Source organism: Treponema peruense (assembly GCF_016117655.1).
Classification (GTDB): Bacteria; Spirochaetota; Spirochaetia; order Treponematales; family Treponemataceae; genus Treponema_D; species Treponema_D peruense.
In genome coordinates this window covers 1,433,029-1,449,930 of the sequence record NZ_CP064936.1, presented here as the reverse complement: position 1 = coordinate 1,449,930, position 16,902 = coordinate 1,433,029, and the positions used below count along the sequence as shown (strand labels likewise).

Here is a 16,902-nt window from a genome sequence, read left to right as displayed (position 1 = left end):
TATTATATAATAAATTTCGCCTGTTGTCTATGAAATGCGGTTAATATGTTCAATTAATTGAATTGTGCCAATCCTCTTAAAACAAGTTGTGCAGTTTTTTTGTAAGAATATATGTCAGGAACAGGACCGACTTCTTCTTTTGAAAGCCATTCTTTTCTGAGTTTTTCGTACAAATCACTGCTGTCCCCTGTTCTGAAATAGCTTACAGGAAAATCTTTGTATATTTCCTTAAAGACGGGAATGTCAGAGATAACTGCATGTGTTCCGCATAAAAGAGCCTGCAGCGGCGGAATACCGAACCCTTCGTACAGTGAAGGCTGAACAAGTACGCGTGCTTTTGCCAGAAGCTGTTTAAGGCGTTCGTTTTCTACAAAACCTGTAAATTCTATGCTGCTGGGGTAAAGACTGTCAATAAGCGCGATTTTCTTTTCTATTGATGAATCCTGTGTTCTGAAGTTGTCGCGTGCACCTACAATGAGAAGTCTTGGGCTTTCTTTTCCTGTAAATTCGCCGGATTTGAGCATAAGTAAATGTGCGTCAAGAAGGCAGCCGAGTCCTTTGTGTTTTTTTATGTTGCCTATAAAGATAATTGACGCATCTTTTTGTTCCTGCGGAACTTTGGATATGTTTTGAAGATAGGAAGGAATTCCGTTGTAGACTACAAAAATCGGTTTTTTGCATGAAAGTTTTTCTATTATGCGTTCACGGCTGAACTGTGAAACAGTGAACACTGCACGGGATTTTTTTACGGCTCTTTTGTAAAACATTTTTCTTGCGAAGGTTCCGGCTTTTCCAGAAAGCCCCTTTATGTCCAGAAATACTATGTCGTGGATTGTTGTGTAAACAGGAATTTTGATTCCGGAAGGAACGTTGCAGTAAGGTGAAAAATAAATATCACATCTGTTTATTTCACTGGAGATTTTTTTAGGAAAGAAAAATGTTTCTGAAAGTGAAAATGCATTTACCGGGCAGGGAATGCAGCTTACATTCTTTTTGGAAAAATATCTGCTGTCCGCGCCAAGAAGCAGAAACTCATTGTCTGTTGCGAGAAGGTAGGGAAGTATTCCGTCAAGAAAAGTACCTATTCCGCTTTTACCGCTCATCCTGCAGTCAACTGCAATTTTCATATACAATCCTTAAAATACAATCCTTAAAATACAATCCTCAAAATACATTCCTCGAAATTGAAGGACGGCACTATTCTGCCGGTCTTCATATATAGTTCCTGACTTTATCTTCTGTTAACCTGATTTGTTCCGAAAGATTTTTTCTGAAGTTTTCTGCAGAAAATTTCTCTGCGTGTTCACGGATTTTTTTGGGATTGAAAGTGTTTTCTTTGTCGAGCTTTTCAAATTCTTCAATCGCTTTTACAAGACTTTCGACTGACTGTTCTTCAAAGAAAACTCCTGTTTTTTCATTGACTACGGTTTCAAGTGCACCGCCTTTACCGAAAGCTATTATCGGTCTTCCGCAGGCCTGTGCTTCTACCGGAATTATGCCGAAGTCTTCTTCTGCACAGAAAATGAGGGCGCGGCATTTCTGTAAATATGCCTTAACTTCACTGTCGCTTATTCTTCCTGTAAATTTTATGTCTGCATTTTTACAGGATGCTGCAAGTAATTTGAGTTCTTTTTCCTGCGAGCCTGAACCTATTACTATAAGCTTTTTGTTAAGCCGCGCGCAGGCAGAAATTGCGAGATCAATTCTTTTATAGGGAACAAATCTACTGAAGACGACAAAGTAGTCACCTGCGGCTTCATCAGAAACAGAAAGTCTGTCTGTATCTACTGGAGGGTAAACTACAGCCGCGTCACGGTTCCAGAATTTTTTTATACGGCGTGCAATGTATGAGGAGTTGGCAACAAGAGTATCTATTCTCTGGCTTGAGATGTAATCCCATTTGCGTATGTCAGGCATCCAGCGCTTCATGAAAAACTTTGTAAGTCGGCCTGAATTTTTAAGATAGTCGTAGTAAAGATCCCATGCATAGCGCATAGGGCTGTGAATGTATGCAATAAAAGGAGTTGTAGGAGATGTTATTACACCTTTTGCACAACATGAAGAACTTGCAATGACAAGATCGTATCCAGTAAGGTCAAACTCTTCAAATGCTTTTGGCATAAGGCTTAGAAACTTTGTATATAATTTTTCAGCCATAGGAATTTTCTGAAGCGATGACGTATGGACTTTTTCTTTTGGAAAAATCTTTCCCATCTTTTTTTCATCATATACAAGTGTGTAAATGTCGGCATCGGGGTAGAGAAGAAGCATCTGTTCAACAACGCGTTCAGCCCCGCCGTAGTTTACCAGCCAGTCATGCACAATTGCTGTTTTCATAGACTGCCCCCGTTAAGGGAGTTAAGCTTATTTATCATAAAGTCTGCAGTAAGCTTTCCTGCTTCTCCTTCATGCTGCCACGCTTCTGCTTTTGCCTGTGCGCGTGCGTGTGAAAGTTCTGCACTGTCTGTAGCATTTTGGATTACGTTTTTTATGTCTGCAAAGTCGCTTTCTTTTATTTCTATTCCCATTTTTTTAAGCATGCGGAACTGCCATATTTCGTGGTCAAGATCGTATGCATCGTAAGGCTTTAAATCCAAATCTGCGGCTGCATACATTACAGGTTTGTCGCAGAGGAATGTGTAGTCAAAAATAATTCCCGAAAAATCAGAAATCATTATGTCTGACTTTTTCATGGAATAAATGTTGTCGCGTTCAAAATCCCATTCAACATTTTTGTTTGACTCATATCTTTTCTGAAGTCTTTCAAGAACATCATTTTCTGAGATTCTGCTCTGCGGGTGCGGACGTACAATAATTTTAAATCCTGACTGTGAAAGCGGGTCCAAAAGCTTTTCCCCGTAAAGTGAAAGAAGTGCGCTCTTTCCCCAGCTTGGTGAAACAAGAACAGTAAATGCTTCTTTTTTTTCTTCCGGAATACTTTTCATTTTTTCTTTCAGTGTGTCCAGATAAGGGCTGCCTACGGTGACAAGCTCTTTTTGGGGAAGACCGCGCATTTTTTCAAGTGCACGTATATCTTCAAACTGATAGTCGCCGGTACACAAAACAGAATCAAAATAGTCCAGCCCGAACAGTCTGTACATTGTGGCATCTGTTGAAGCGTGAAGTATGTGGCAGTAATGTTTTACATTTTTGCTTCTTTTAAGCTGGTAAACCTGAAGCCCCGGTGTTGTCATAAGAATTATTCCGGCACTCATCATATTGAGTTTTGCAAAGGCTCTGTTTCCTTCTCCGATAACTTCTGTTTTTACATATTTGTAGTTCTGTGCAAATACAGGATCATCTTCTTTTGAAACCAGGTATGTAACTTCGGTCTGCCTTTTTTCAAATTCATCCAGAATATTTTTAAAAACAGTCCAGTAGCGCTTGTCTTCGCAGTAGATTACATACGGCTTATAGGATTTGTCGACTACAAGTTCACCTTTTCTTCCTGAAAAAATAAGCTTGAGTTTTAATACCAGAGCTTTTGCCAGAAAAAACAAAGTGGCCGCTGCACCAATGAGAACAGAAAAAAGCATGCTTCCCGTACCGGGATCTATATAAAGTAACATAATCAGTCCTGATTAAAAAAATATAAATTAGTTTGCAACGCAAACTTTAATTGAATAAAAGCAGCACTGTTTGTGTACCTCTTATCCAATCACTTTTGGTTTATTCCTTTGCCTGTTCCTGAGTCCAGTTGTCGGAGTCAAAGATATTTTCTTTTACCCTGAACCAGGAATCTTTTGATACTGTAAATGTGTTTTTGCTTGAACTGTGGTGCGGCATAAAAATGTTGTCGACCGTAACAAGCACTCCTTTTTTCTTTTCTTCTGCACTGACCTGTCTGTTGACTGGCTTTCCTGTAAACGGGTTAACCGCGTTGTCTGCAATTCCTTCAAGTGCGATAGACGGGACATCTGCGTTTGTCATAAACGTGCTGTCTGTTTTTAGATGTTCGCGGCTGTTGAAGTCTTTTACCAGAAGCAGCGGGTTAAGGTGATCCATTGCGTAACCTGCGACCTGTGTTTTCTTTGTGTAGTATTTGTTTGTCGTAGAGCCGTAACCTACGCCGTGATCTGCAACAATAATAATTCTTGTGTTGTCATAAACACCGTTTTCCTTAAGGTAAGAAAGTGTGTCGCAGACTGAACTTAATGCCGCGCAGTTTATATAGTATGCTTCTTCTTTGTATGAGAGACGTGACTTGTCTACAAGATTAAGGAAAGAAAGGTCTTCGTTGCTGTGTGTTACTTCATTTGTAATGACAGAAAGTGTTCCTGTAGGGGAATCAAAACCTGTAATCTTTGGCAGATAGTAAAGTTCAGAATACCAGTTGAGGACTTCGTCAAAGTCAGCCGCAGTTTCACTTGCCCACCAGCTTCCCTTGTAATAGACAACAGGGCGGAGTGCTGCCGGTACTGCCTTGAAAATTGAAACCCAGATTAAATTTCTTTCTATGCTTTTTGAAAGACTTGCAGTGCTTTCGAGTTCCGGACAGTTTTTCTTGAAGTCGCCCGTGTAGCGTCCCAGAAGTTTGATTCCGTTTATTTTATCGTACTTTTTTGTAAATGACATGTCAGAAACATAACTGTAGTTTCCCCATGAAGTGTCAGAAAGCGTTGCTGTAAAATCGGCCTGTTCGGTAAAGATTCGCGGCAGTGTGAGAAGGGCTTCATTGTGTTTGTCTTTAAGCGTAACCTCACTGCGCTCGTTAATTGCAGCCGGTGTATATTCGTAGCCGCCGTAAAGTGGAGGGGAACCCATAAGAGTATGCCCGTTGAAAGAAACTGTATTTGGGTAGAAGACAAAACCTTCCATTGCAGAAGCAATCTGCGGCAGATCTTTGCAGATGTCGTTGAAGTAAGAACTTTCTGCGCGGTCCAGCATTAAGATAATTACATTCTGCTTTTCTTTTGACAGATTGAATTTTGTTCCGAAAGTTTCGCCTGATTGTCCTGATTCACTTATTCTTTTAAAGTCAGCGTAATCTGAATTTATTTTGAATACATTAATGCATGTCAAAACAGAAAGTGCAATAACGGAAACGCACGCAATGCTTGAACAAAGTTTTTTCTTTTTGAGTGTCATTACAAATACTGCCGCAACGGACAGAACTGCAAGAACAGCAAGGTTTGCAAGAATAAACATTTTTGAAGGAGAAACAAGTCCCTCAATGAACGTAAGTGTTGCGTCCATTGAACCATAATCTCCTACAAAAATATAGGCGTCAGCTATTCCGCAGTAAAGTAAAACTGAATACACTGCACAAAGTATAGTCTGAATTCTTTTTCCAAAAAGAAAGAAAATACAAAGTGACCAGAAAATAAAAACGCCGAAACTCTGCCAAAAGGAAGTCTGTAAAAATGCTGCAGGGTTTGTATAAGAGTCAATGTTTGAAAATTCCTGAACAGAAGAAGATATAATGGCCGAAGGAACTGCAAGACCAAACAGTATGCAAAGTGCTGCGGCTGTAAAAATAAATGTTTTTATTCTTAGGGCTGAATTCTGCGCAATCGGTGTCATAAAGCGGTTGTAAATAAAATTTATAAACTTTATGTAAATTGGAAGAGGAATGAGCGCTAGAAGAGCCATCGTGACCAGCAGACGTTTCTTTAAGGAAGCCCCGCCGTCATAGATGAACATAATGAATACAGAAACAAAAACAATCGCCGAGCACATAAGAATGTAAAGTATTTTGAGCGGGTTTTTGAGTTTATAGAAAACATTTTTTACAAGTGAAAAAACGTTGTTCATCGTCCAGTAAAGAACAAGGCCTGCGGGACTGTTATAAAGAATTACAAGAAAGAGAAGCGCCATTCCGTAAATCTGAACTTTTTCGCGCGGTTCGTGACCTTTTGAATAAATGGCTCCGGCAATGCAGTTTATTACAGTCATTGCTATAGGAAGAATATTTATGTTGAACGAACCTATTGAAAAAACAGCGTCTGGCTTTCCCATGTCTTTTATAAAAAGAAACGGCATTCCCTGAAGGGCCGGCAGTGAAGACAGACATGAATAGGCCGCCATAAAAAACGGAATCTGGATAAGAAGACCAAAACTGGAACGCAGGGCCATCATAGGGTGGTAATGATTCTGTGCGTAAAAAGTACTCAGTATCATGTACTGCTCGTCACCAGTGAAGGCTTCCTTGATTCTTTTTATTCCGGGTTTAAGTTTAAGCTGGATTTTGCGTTCTGTTTCCTGCCAGCGTTCTGCAACAATGTAGAGCGGAAGGCACAAAAGCGTTACAGTAAGGCTTACTCCGATAACTGCAATTCCTGTGTTGGAAAAAGCTTTGTCAAAAAGTTTGAATGCAATTTCTATAACCTGAACAAGCGGGTACAGGATTACCGAATAAAGTATATTTGCAAAGGACATTAAATTCTCCTGATTCAGACCAGTGTAATTGGCGGTCTTTTTTTTACGAACGTATTTCAGGAACGCTGGAGATTCCATCGTTCCTGAAAACTTCAGTTGCTACGCAACTGGTTTTATTTACGTGTGCGCTCAAGCGCACTAATTGAACTCAATCGCAAGTTGATACTTGCTCAATCGTTCAATTTTAACGAACGTATTTTAAGGACGATATTAAATTATTTTAACACATTTTTAACATCTTAACAAGATTGTAAAATGTCAAGCAGTTTTTTTGCTGCATTTTCATAAGTGTAAGTTTCAAGAACTTCATCAGGTGAAGATACCGGTTCTTTTAGAAGATCAGAAATGCTGCAGTTAGTGCTGTCTGCGTCTATATAATGGGCTGCTGTTCCGTAAATTCCGGGAAGACTTGCAGATTTTGAAATTACAGCTGGAGTTCCGCAGCAAAGGGCTTCAAGAGGCGGAATTCCGAAGCCTTCGTAGTATGACGGGAAAATAAAAGCCGCGGCATTCTGCATAAGGCATTTTACCTGCGCGTCAGAAACGTATCCCAGAAGTGTAACGTTTTTGAGTGTCTGGAGGTCTTTTAGTTCAGGCGGAACAAGACCCGATATTGCTTTACCCGAAACTGCAAAATGTTCTTCGGGATGTTCTTTTGCATATTCAGCAATCCACCTGAGATTTTTTCTTTTGGAAAGGCTGCCCAGTGTAAAATAATAGCTGCCTTTTTTAAGCGAAGGGAATTTTTCAAATACTGTTCCGTCAGGAATTATGTCTTTGAAATGTTCCCAGCCGTTTGGAATAATTTTAATTTTTTCATCCGGAACCTTGTAAGCTTTTTTTATTCTTGCGGCGCTGAATTCTGAAACTGTCAGAACTTTTTTTGCATTTTTTGCAATGTTCCTGTAGTTGAGCCTGCAGTAAATTTTAATGAGTTTGTCTTTAAAACCGGCAAAATCTTTCGGATAGTCCTTTGCGTAAATATCATGTAAAAATGCAAAGCCGCAGTATTTGCCCAACGGAGCCGTGTTTGAAAAATTAAGCCCGATTGCCTTAAGTTTTTTGCATGCACCCTTAAAATAAAAAAGGTCCCAGAGAGGAAAAGAGCGAATCTGTTTTTCTGAAATCACAATGTGAATATTTTTGTATTCAGGGAAAACTTTTGCATTTGCTGGAATATAAATGGAAATATCTTCGTCTTTTATACACTTATCCATTCTTGCAAGAACTTCCCATGCAAAGCGTTCTATTCCGGTAAGATTGCGGCACAGAAAGTTTCCGTTGATTAAAATTCTGTTCATTCCATTCAGTCCCTGCTGTAGAGGTCGCGTGTGTAAACTTTGTCTTTTACATCAAGCAGATCTTCTGTCATTCTGTTTGCAATAATAACGTCGCATGTTTTTTTGAAAGCGTCCAGGCTGCGTTCAATTTTTGAATTGAAGAATGTGTCTTCTTTGCATGTGGGTTCGTAAACTATAACAGGAATACCGCGTGCCTTTATTCTTTTCATTACACCCTGAATTGAACTCTGTCTGAAGTTGTCGCTGTTTGCCTTCATTGTAAGCCTGTAGATTCCGACTGTGGACGGTTTTTTTGCAATTACCTGTGAAGCAATGAAATCTTTTCTGGTTATATTTGAGTCTACGATTGCCTGTATAAGATTCTGCGGAACATCACTGTAATTTGCAAGAAGCTGTTTTGTGTCTTTTGGCAGGCAGTATCCGCCGTAACCGAACGACGGGTTATTGTAGAAGTTTCCTATTCGTGGGTCAAGGCTTACACCTTCTATGATGGACTTTGTGTCAAGTCCGCGTGTTTCGGCATAGGTGTCAAGTTCGTTGAAGTATGCGACCCTTAACGCCAAGTATGTGTTTGCAAAAAGCTTTATTGCTTCGGCTTCAGTGCAGTGAGGGTAAAGAACCTGTATTTCTTTTTTGATTGCACCTGACTGCAGAAGACCGGCAAATATCTTTGCTTTTTCTTTCATTTTTTCATCATCTTTTGAATAACTTACAACTATGCGTGACGGGTAAAGATTGTCGTAAAGAGCATGTCCTTCGCGCAGAAATTCCGGTGAAAAGAGAATGCTTTTGTATCCGGTTGCTTTAATGAGTTTTTCTGTGTATCCGACAGGGACTGTTGATTTTATTACGACAGTTGCTTTTGAACCGCATTCAATCACTTCTTTGAGAACTGCTTCTACAGAAGAAGTGTCAAAATAATTTTTTTCGTGGTCGTAGTTTGTGGGTGTGGAAATAATTACGAAATCTGCCTGTTTGTATGCAGCCTTTCCGTCGGTAAGGGCAGTAAGGTCAAGTTTTTTTTCTGAAAGGTATTCTTCTATTTCTTTGTCTGCTATTGGTGATTTTTTTGAATTGATTAATTCAACTTTTTCTTTGATTATGTCTACTGCAAAAACAGTATTGTTCTGTGCAAGAAGTATTGCGTTTGAAAGTCCGACGTATCCTGTTCCGGCGACTGCGATTTTCATAAAAGCCTCCATGCACATAGAATAGTACATAAAGGCTTTTTTTTCAATCTTGAACCATTAGCTTACTGACATTGCTGTCAACATTTTTTTTTCATATTCTATTGACTTGAAGTGACGTAATATTTATATTGATTTTAAGGTTTCCGAACAATCGGTAACCTTAAAGTAATTTTCCGGTGACTTCGGTTGCTTTCGGACGGTATTTTTTTATGTCAAAAAAGACAGACACAAAAGAAAAAATTATTCTAGCAGCTTTCTCATTTTATAAAAATCCGTCTATGGAAAAAGTGTCCCTGTCAAAAATAGCTGCACGTGTGGGAATAACAAAGGCTGCAATTTACAAACATTTTTCGGGCAGGGAAGATCTTGAACGCGCAATGTCTGACTATATTTATGACACAACCCAGGCCGAACTGGCAGCCCTCAGAAAAAAAGATCCCGACCTTCTTTCAAGGGAATCAATGGCGGCAATTGCAGAATTTTTTGTATCGCATATTGAATTCCTGTCATTTTTTATAATGAGTTCGCCCTGCATTTCTGTAGACACACTTCTCTTGGAATTCAAGCGGCATGGTGTAGAAGGACTCGATGATGTTATCGGCGCAGACTGTTTCATCAAAAGCATGCCCAAATACATTACATGCATTTTTGTCTGCACAACCTTTGTGCCTTTTATTCTTGGCAGAAAAGGTGGACGTGTTAATTCGTGTTCGCAGGATGACCGTTCATTTTCTTCAGGGCTTGCAGATCTTGTATACAGGGGCGCAGGGTTTATTCCATCGGATGAAAAAAGACTTGTCGAACTTGATGAACTTTGTATAAAAGATATTGGCGGTCTTGCACCGGTAGACAGAATATTAAAGGCTTTGTCCGGTGTTATTGCAAAAAATGGATTTACTGGAGTGACAGTAGAAGCAATTGCACAGGAACTTGGAATGGCAAAAAGCAGCCTGTATACATGGTTCAGCAATAAATCTGAAATGATTATTACGCTTATCCGCAATGAAATGGGTTCTATGATTTCTTTTGTTAACCGCAATTTGTCTTTTGTAAATGAGCCGCAGGAAAAAATATATGTTCTTTTGAAAACCTGTCTGGAATATCTTATTGCACGCCCAGAAACCCTTGATGTATTCAAGTGGATTCAGCTTCAGAATATAAAAATATTTCCTGAAGGTCATATTTGTGAGGGAGTTGAAAATCTGGTCAGGCTTTCCAGATTAATAGAAAAAAACAGAAAAGTTGTATGTTCTGATATGTCGCCTTTTTATATTCCGTGGCTTTTTTCCATGCCGGTTTTTGTTGTTGTGCAGGGGCGCATACACAGGTTTTCAAAAGAAACGATGTGCGGTATTTTAAGGATTTTGTTTTCCCTTGTCTGTGGCGGTGTTGAATCCAGAAATAGTAATTTTAATACAGATATAATTGGTGAGATTAAATAAAATAGGGGGTTAAAATGAAAAAATGTATTTTAACGGCGGCTCTGTTTGCAGCTGCAGTTTGTTTGTGCCAGGCTCAGTCAGACAAAGATGAACAGACTGTAACTCTTACAGAAGATTCTGCCGTGGCATATGCACTTGAAAACAGTCTTTCAATAAAAAGTTCCGCAATAGATCTTGAAATAAAAAAACGTGCAGGCGACAATGCGTGGAATGTTCTTCTGCCAACTGTTCAGGCAAGCGGAACCTTGTCGCGTTCAGGAACTTCAAGCTATTCTTCTATGGAAGCCGCAGCACAGAGCGCACTTCTTTCTGCAAGAGTCGGTGCTTTGGAAAATGCTTTGGAAAAAGAAGGAAGCCGCCCTCTTTCTGTTGGTGATCAGGCAGCCTTGTACAACCAGATTCTTGGCGGAATGGGTTACGAAGACACTGAAAGCGGCCACTGGACAACAGTAGGAAACCTTGGTGTAAGCTGGAACTTAAGTCTTGCTTACATTGGCCAGATAAAAGCGGCAAAGGCAGACTACGAAGGCGGAAAAATCACTTACGAAAAGTCAGTGCGTGAAACTGAAGTCAATGTAAGAAAATTATTTTACGGGCTTCTATTGCAGCAGGAAAATATCCGCATACAAAAGGCTTCTTTGGAAAATGCAAGACTGCGCGCTGTCCAGACAGAAACAAATTTCAAAAACGGTCTTGTTCCCGAACTGTCAATGCTTCAGGCTCAGGTCTCCTACGAAAACAAGCGTCCCGAAGTAGAACAGGCCGACCGTCTTTTAAGGCAGCAGCTGGACACCTTTGCGTTTATCATAGGACTTCCCGTAGGAACAAACATAGTCCTTGACGGAAGCATTGAGCCTGAATACGTTGATGTGGATGTAGACACACTTATCCAAAAATATTCAGCTTCAAGCCTTGATATAAAAAACCTTGACGCAACAATCAGTTCGTTAAAAGACAATCTTTCTGCAATAAATTTGAGTTCGTATACACCGGCACTTGCACTGAACTATTCGCTTCAGCCTGCACTTATTTACGGACTGGACTTTGACAGATACACAGATGCAGACAACTGGAATGACAGCAATTCTTTTTCTATAACACTTGCGTGGAATCTTACAAATCTTCTGCCGTGGTCGTCAAACAGACAAAATGCAAAGAATATTGAGTCCAATATTAAAAAACTTGAACTCAGCCGCGAGATGGCTGTAGAAAATCAGAAGGTGGAAGTAAGAAAAGCCGTTGACACTCTTACACAGGCCAGACAGCAGATAGACGCAATGGGACGCAATATCAAACTTGCCCAGCGTTCGTACGAAATGACAATGCGTTCCTACAGAAACGGAACAACAGAACTTCTTGACGTTAGGGATGCAGAGTCACAGCTTGACCAGGCAAAACTGGGACTTGCAAACCAGAAATTCAATTATATAAGCGCGCTTCTTGATCTTGAGAAAACGCTTAACATAAATTTGACATCCGCAAAAAATGAGGGAGGCAATAAATGAAATACTCTGATAAAAAAAATGCGGCTTTGATTACCGTATTAAGTGCAGCCGGAATAATCTTCTGTGCTTCGGCCGTATCATGCAAACAAAAACAGGCAGCCCCTGCAGCAGCAGAAGAAACAGAAACAATGTTTGCCGTAAACACTTATAAAACTTCGGAAGGAAGTCTTGATGAATATCTTGAATTCGGCGGTGATGTTTCTTCTGTTTCATCAGTAGACGTTCTGCCTGACATGGCCGGAAAAATTGCAAGGATTCTTGTTTCTGTAGGAGATATGGTTCAGAAAGACCAGATCATCGCTTACGTAGATGCAAGCCGTCCAGGAATGAACTACAGCGCAAGTCCGGTCAAGGCACCGATTTCCGGAAGGATTACGTCTTTTGCTCCTACGGTAGGAACAATGGTATCGCAGTCCATGTCAATTGCAAAGATTGCAGACACTGACGAACTTCAGATAAAAGTAAATGTTGCCGAGCGTTTCATAAGCCGCATATCAGACGGTCAGACTGCAGTCGTTACATTCGATGCTTACCCGGGTGTTTCCTTTACTGCAAAGGTTTTTGAAGTAAGCCCTGTACTTGATACTACAACAAGAACCATGGCAATAAAACTCCGTGTTGAACCTGCAGACCCCAGAATACGCGTGGGAATGTATGCGCGCGTAAGGCTTGTTACAAATACCCGCAAAAATGCAATTGTAATTCCTGAAGCATCTGTTGTTACACGTAACGCAAAAGACAATGTATTTATAATTGTACCTGCAGTATCAGAATCAGAAAAACCTACTGTTAGGATATCAGAAATTACGCGCGGAATTTCTGTTGACGGCCGCACAGAAGTAATTTCCGGAATTACTGCCGGAGACGAAATTGTCGTTAAAGGACAGGGCCTTCTCAATGACGGCTCTACCGTAAATATAATTTCTGTTTCTGACAGTCTTTGAAGATTTACTCATGACTTTTTTACAGGAGAGTATAAAAAATCCGCCGAAATGGCGTCGGCTTTTTTAACTTAACGTTCGCTTTGCAAACGTTCTTATTAACTGTACATTCTCACTTTGTTGCGAATGTACAAAAAAAGTCATTCCTAAATCTGAAGATTTACTCATGACTTTTTTAAGGAGAATAAATGACTTTTTCTGAAAAATGCGTAAATAAGCCTACAACGACTTTGCTTACGTTTATTATAATGATCGCACTCGGAATATTCTGTACGTTCAGTCTTCCGGTTGATATGTTTCCTGACATGACGCTTCCGTACATGGTTGTTTATACAAATTACAGAAACGCCGGTCCTGAAGAAGTAGAGCAGAGTGTTACAAGAACAATGGAAAGCACTCTTTCGGGACTGAGCGGACTCAAAACAATGCAGTCACAGTCTCATTCCGGTTTAAGCCTTGTCTTTCTTGAATTTGATTACGGAACAAACCTGGACAGTGCTTCCAACGAGATAAGGGACAAAATAGATCTTGTGCGCGGTTATCTTCCTGATGATGCAGAAGCGCCTATTACCATTAAAATGGATCCTTCCATGATGCCTATCATGATGCTCAGTGTTCAGGGTGAGCGTACTCCGGAGGAACTCAGAAAATTTGCAGAAGATGTTGTCCAGCCAAAACTGGAACAGGTAGACGGTGTTGCTTCTGCAAACGTAATAGGCGGCCGCGAAAAGTCAATCAATGTTGATATTCCGCGTGACAGACTTGAAGCTTACGGACTTTCAATTTCTACTGTTGCACAGATGATTGGTGCTCAGAATATTCAGAGTTCGGGCGGTGTAATTACAAGCGGCGACACAAACTATACGATAAAAACAAACGGCAAGTACAAGAGCCTTGAAGATATTAAAAATACTGTAATTACTTACAAAGCCGCGGCTTCTGACGGATTCAGCGTACCGGCTCTTCTTACAGTGCGCCTTCGGGACATAGCGGACGTCTATGAAGGCTACAAAGACCAGAGTACTCTTGCTTATCTTAACGGACAGCCGAGTGTTATGCTCAATATTCAGAAACAGAGCGGAAAGAATTCTGTAACTGCTGCAAAAAATGCACGCAAGGCTATTGATAAAATCCGCAAAGAACTTCCGGGTGATATTCAGATTATAGAAACAAACAATACTACTGACATTATTGAACAGACAATTTCTGAAGTTGTAACATCCGTTATTCAGGGTGCGCTTCTTGCAGTTGCTGTTCTGTTCATATTCCTAAGATCCCTCAAGAGTACGTTTATTATCGGACTTTCAATTCCGATTTCGGTTTTCATAACCCTTATGCTCATGTACTTCAAGGGAATTTCAATCAACATAATTTCTATGGCAGGTCTTCTTCTTGGAATAGGAATGCTTGTTGACAACTCAATTGTTGTTCTTGAAAATATTTATTCTTACAGACAGCGCGATGCAAAGCCCAAGGTTGCTGCAATTCTTGGCTCGCAGGAAATGATTTCATCTATCACTTCAAGTACGCTGACATCAGTCTGTATCTTCCTTCCTATGCTTTTGTTCCAGAAAAAACTGGGCATGATGGGACAGCTGTTCAATAACCTTGCTTATACAATTATTTTCTCTCTGCTTTGTTCTCTGGTTGTTGCCATTGCACTTGTTCCTGTTTTGTGTTCAACATATCTTCCTATAGATAAAATTGTTGACGACGGAAAGAAAGGCTTTGCTTACGGAATTAACCGTGCATTCAATAAGTTCTTCTATAATCTGGACAATGCTTATGCACGCGGCGTTAAGTTCGTGCTCAGGCACAAAAAGCCGTTTATTCTTACGCTGGTTGTTTTGTTTGTAGTTTCGGTTTTCTCAATAAAATTTATCGGCTTTATTTTTATGCCGGAATCAGCATCGAATTCTGTTACACTGAACTTTGAACTTCCGAAGGGAACACCTCTTGAAATTACAGAAGAAACCGTACGCGAAATGGAGCAGATTGCAGGACAGGAACTTAAAGGTGTTAAGTATACTTCGGTTACTGTCGGTGGCGGCGGCCTGTTCTCTTCAAGTTCTGACACAAACCAGGGTTCAATTACATTCTCTCTTTATTCTTCAGAAGAAAGACAGGAAGGCTGGGATAACGAAAAGTCTGCAAAGGCAAAACTCAGAAAATACTTTAATTCGTTCCCTGGCGCAACGCTCAGTTTTGGAAGCAATATGAACAGTGCTTCCAGCGGCGGACTAAGCATTAATATCCGCAGTGATGATCTTGATCTTGTACGCTCAACGGCTGCCCAGATAGAAGAAGTCTTGAAAACAAAAGGCCAGGATGTCGTAACAGAAGCTTCAAGTGATATAGAAAGCGGACTTCCGCAGGCCGAAATTATTGTTGACCGCGAAAGAATGTATGAACTTGGACTGAATATTTACAACGTTGGTGCAGAAATCAACGCGGCCATTAACGGAACAACTGCCAGCCGCTATACAGAAAAAGGCGATGACATCGATGTAATAGTCCGTCTTTCCGAAAAGGACAAAAACAAACTGGCAGACCTTGACCAGATTTCTGTCGTTAACGCACAGGGACAGCGCATTCCGCTTTCAAGCTTTGCACGTTATGAAGAAAATCTTGCTCCGGTTTCTATTTTGCGTGAAGACCAAGCGCGTATTGCCCATGTTACTGCAAAACCTGTTTCGGGTCTTTCGCTTGATAAAGTTCAGTCGCAGGTAATGAAACTTATAAATGACAATATTCCTAAGGATGAAGGAGTTACAATTTCATTCAGCGGTGACTATGAAGATATGATTGATGCCGTTTCTAACTTTTCGCTAATTATCCTTATGGCGGCGGCACTCGTATTTGTTGTCATGGCAAGTCAGTTTGAATCTCTTGTAGATCCATTTATTGTTATTCTTACAATACCGCTTTCGTTCATCGGTGTTATAGCAATTTATGCAATTACCGGTGAACAGCTTAACATTATTACCGTAATGGGAATGCTTGTTCTTGTCGGAACAATAGTCAATAACGGAATTGTTCTGGTTGACTACACGAATCTTTTAAGAAAGAGAGGCTACAATCTCGAAGAAGCGTGTGTTGAAGCCGCAAGAAACAGATTGCGCCCGATTCTTATGAGTACGCTTACAACAGTTATTTCCCTTGCACCAATGGCTTTCTTCCCGGGTGAAGGTTCGTCAATGATGCAGCCCATAAGCCTTACGGTTTTTGGCGGAATGACGTTCGGTTCCTTTATGACACTTTTTCTTATGCCCGCTATTTACTGCATAGTAAATTCACGCCGCATGAAGAGTGCACAGAAGAAGGCTGCAAAGAAAGCAGAAGCTGACCAGAGAAAGATAGAAGCCTATGACAAGGCTCATTCACAGAAAACGGAGTAGGTTATGCAGGAAAATGTAAATGATTCAAGTTCAAAAAATCTTGTTCGCATAGAAATTATCTGCTCGCAGGCGCTGGAGGAAGACTTTAATGAGGAATTCAAAAACGCAGGTGTTGCAAAACGTTACACAAAAATTTCGCCGGTAATGGGCGCCGGCTACAGTAATCCTCATCTTGGAGATGCAGTCTGGCCACAGCTCAACTTAATGTACATAATATACTGTGACGACGACGAGGCAAAAAAGATTCAGGATATTGTAGTAAAGTTAAGAAAACTTTTCATAACAGAAGGAATCGCCTGTTTCATCGGCCGCGGAACAGAAGTGTAATAACAAGGGGGCTGTCTCAAAAGTGATACAACCCCTTGTTTGTTTGTTTTGTCAGTCAGAATTTTCCTGATATTACTGCTTCACGAAGGCATTTATTGATGCGGGTCTGGTATCCTTTTCCTGTTGCTTTCATCATTGCCAAAAGATCGGCATCAAGTTTTATGGATATTAAAATTTTTTTTGGAGTAATATCAAAATATTCTTTATGGTATGGAACAAATTCCTGTAATTCTTCTTTTGAAAATTCAGGAGAATCCTCATCGTATACTATTGGGGTCTTTTCAATTTCTGCAATTCGTTCAGCCGTTAATTTTTTTGATGTAATCATAATAAACTTCCTTTAAGTTATTGTCTGCTTTTTGAACTGAGATAATTATTATTCGCTCTCTTTCTGTAAAGGTCGTAACAAGAACCAATAGA

The 16,902-nt window shown here is 40.2% G+C and carries 12 protein-coding genes; 5 read left to right on the top strand and 7 right to left on the bottom strand.

Going from position 1 to position 16,902, the window contains the following annotated elements:
• Positions 1 to 53 precede the first annotated feature (53 nt).
• The 6 genes from IWA51_RS06675 to IWA51_RS06650 form a co-directional block, all read right to left on the bottom strand.
• Positions 54 to 1,127 carry a glycosyltransferase family 4 protein gene (locus IWA51_RS06675; RefSeq protein WP_198441861.1) on the bottom strand — a complete coding sequence of 358 codons (1,074 nt, stop codon included), beginning with the start codon at positions 1,125 to 1,127 and terminating at the stop codon, positions 54 to 56.
• 85 nt (positions 1,128 to 1,212) lie between these two features.
• Positions 1,213 to 2,337, bottom strand: a complete 1,125-nt coding sequence (locus IWA51_RS06670; protein WP_198441860.1) for a glycosyltransferase — start codon at positions 2,335 to 2,337, stop codon at positions 1,213 to 1,215.
• Positions 2,334 to 3,575 carry a CDP-glycerol glycerophosphotransferase family protein gene (locus IWA51_RS06665; RefSeq protein WP_198443680.1) on the bottom strand — a complete coding sequence of 414 codons (1,242 nt, stop codon included), beginning with the start codon at positions 3,573 to 3,575 and terminating at the stop codon, positions 2,334 to 2,336. The genes IWA51_RS06670 and IWA51_RS06665 overlap by 4 nt, the downstream gene beginning before the upstream one ends.
• Positions 3,576 to 3,669: 94 nt before the next feature.
• A complete protein-coding gene (gene yidC, locus IWA51_RS06660) occupies positions 3,670 to 6,378 on the bottom strand; it encodes a YidC/Oxa1 family membrane protein insertase (RefSeq protein ID WP_198441859.1) in 2,709 nt (902 codons plus the stop codon).
• Between the two features lie 239 nt (positions 6,379 to 6,617).
• The gene (locus IWA51_RS06655) at positions 6,618 to 7,679 is read right to left on the bottom strand and encodes a glycosyltransferase family 4 protein (protein ID WP_198441858.1); all 1,062 of its coding nucleotides are present in this window, start codon (positions 7,677 to 7,679) and stop codon (positions 6,618 to 6,620) included.
• A gap of 5 nt (positions 7,680 to 7,684) precedes the next feature.
• Complete coding sequence (locus tag IWA51_RS06650) at positions 7,685 to 8,869, bottom strand: nucleotide sugar dehydrogenase (RefSeq protein WP_198441857.1); 1,185 nt, start codon at positions 8,867 to 8,869, stop codon at positions 7,685 to 7,687.
• 209 nt (positions 8,870 to 9,078) lie between these two features.
• Between IWA51_RS06650 and IWA51_RS06645 the strand changes: the two genes are divergently transcribed.
• The 5 genes from IWA51_RS06645 (at position 9,079) to IWA51_RS06625 (ending at position 16,482) form a co-directional block, all read left to right on the top strand.
• Positions 9,079 to 10,311 carry a TetR/AcrR family transcriptional regulator gene (locus IWA51_RS06645; protein WP_198441856.1) on the top strand — a complete coding sequence of 411 codons (1,233 nt, stop codon included), beginning with the start codon at positions 9,079 to 9,081 and terminating at the stop codon, positions 10,309 to 10,311.
• A gap of 14 nt (positions 10,312 to 10,325) precedes the next feature.
• The gene (locus IWA51_RS06640; protein ID WP_198441855.1) at positions 10,326 to 11,816 is read left to right on the top strand and encodes a TolC family protein; all 1,491 of its coding nucleotides are present in this window, start codon (positions 10,326 to 10,328) and stop codon (positions 11,814 to 11,816) included.
• Entirely contained in the window at positions 11,813 to 12,760 is a 948-nt protein-coding gene (locus tag IWA51_RS06635) for an efflux RND transporter periplasmic adaptor subunit (RefSeq protein ID WP_177528029.1), read from the top strand. The genes IWA51_RS06640 and IWA51_RS06635 overlap by 4 nt, the downstream gene beginning before the upstream one ends.
• Positions 12,761 to 12,945: 185 nt before the next feature.
• Entirely contained in the window at positions 12,946 to 16,155 is a 3,210-nt protein-coding gene (locus IWA51_RS06630) for an efflux RND transporter permease subunit (RefSeq protein WP_198441854.1), read from the top strand.
• 3 nt (positions 16,156 to 16,158) lie between these two features.
• Positions 16,159 to 16,482, top strand: coding sequence for a PG0541 family transporter-associated protein (locus IWA51_RS06625; protein WP_198441853.1), 324 nt, complete (start codon positions 16,159 to 16,161; stop codon positions 16,480 to 16,482).
• 55 nt (positions 16,483 to 16,537) lie between these two features.
• Here the strand turns inward: IWA51_RS06625 and IWA51_RS06620 are convergent, their stop codons facing one another.
• Positions 16,538 to 16,810, bottom strand: coding sequence for a BrnA antitoxin family protein (locus IWA51_RS06620; protein WP_177528026.1), 273 nt, complete (start codon positions 16,808 to 16,810; stop codon positions 16,538 to 16,540).
• Between the last annotated feature and the right edge of the window lie 92 nt (positions 16,811 to 16,902).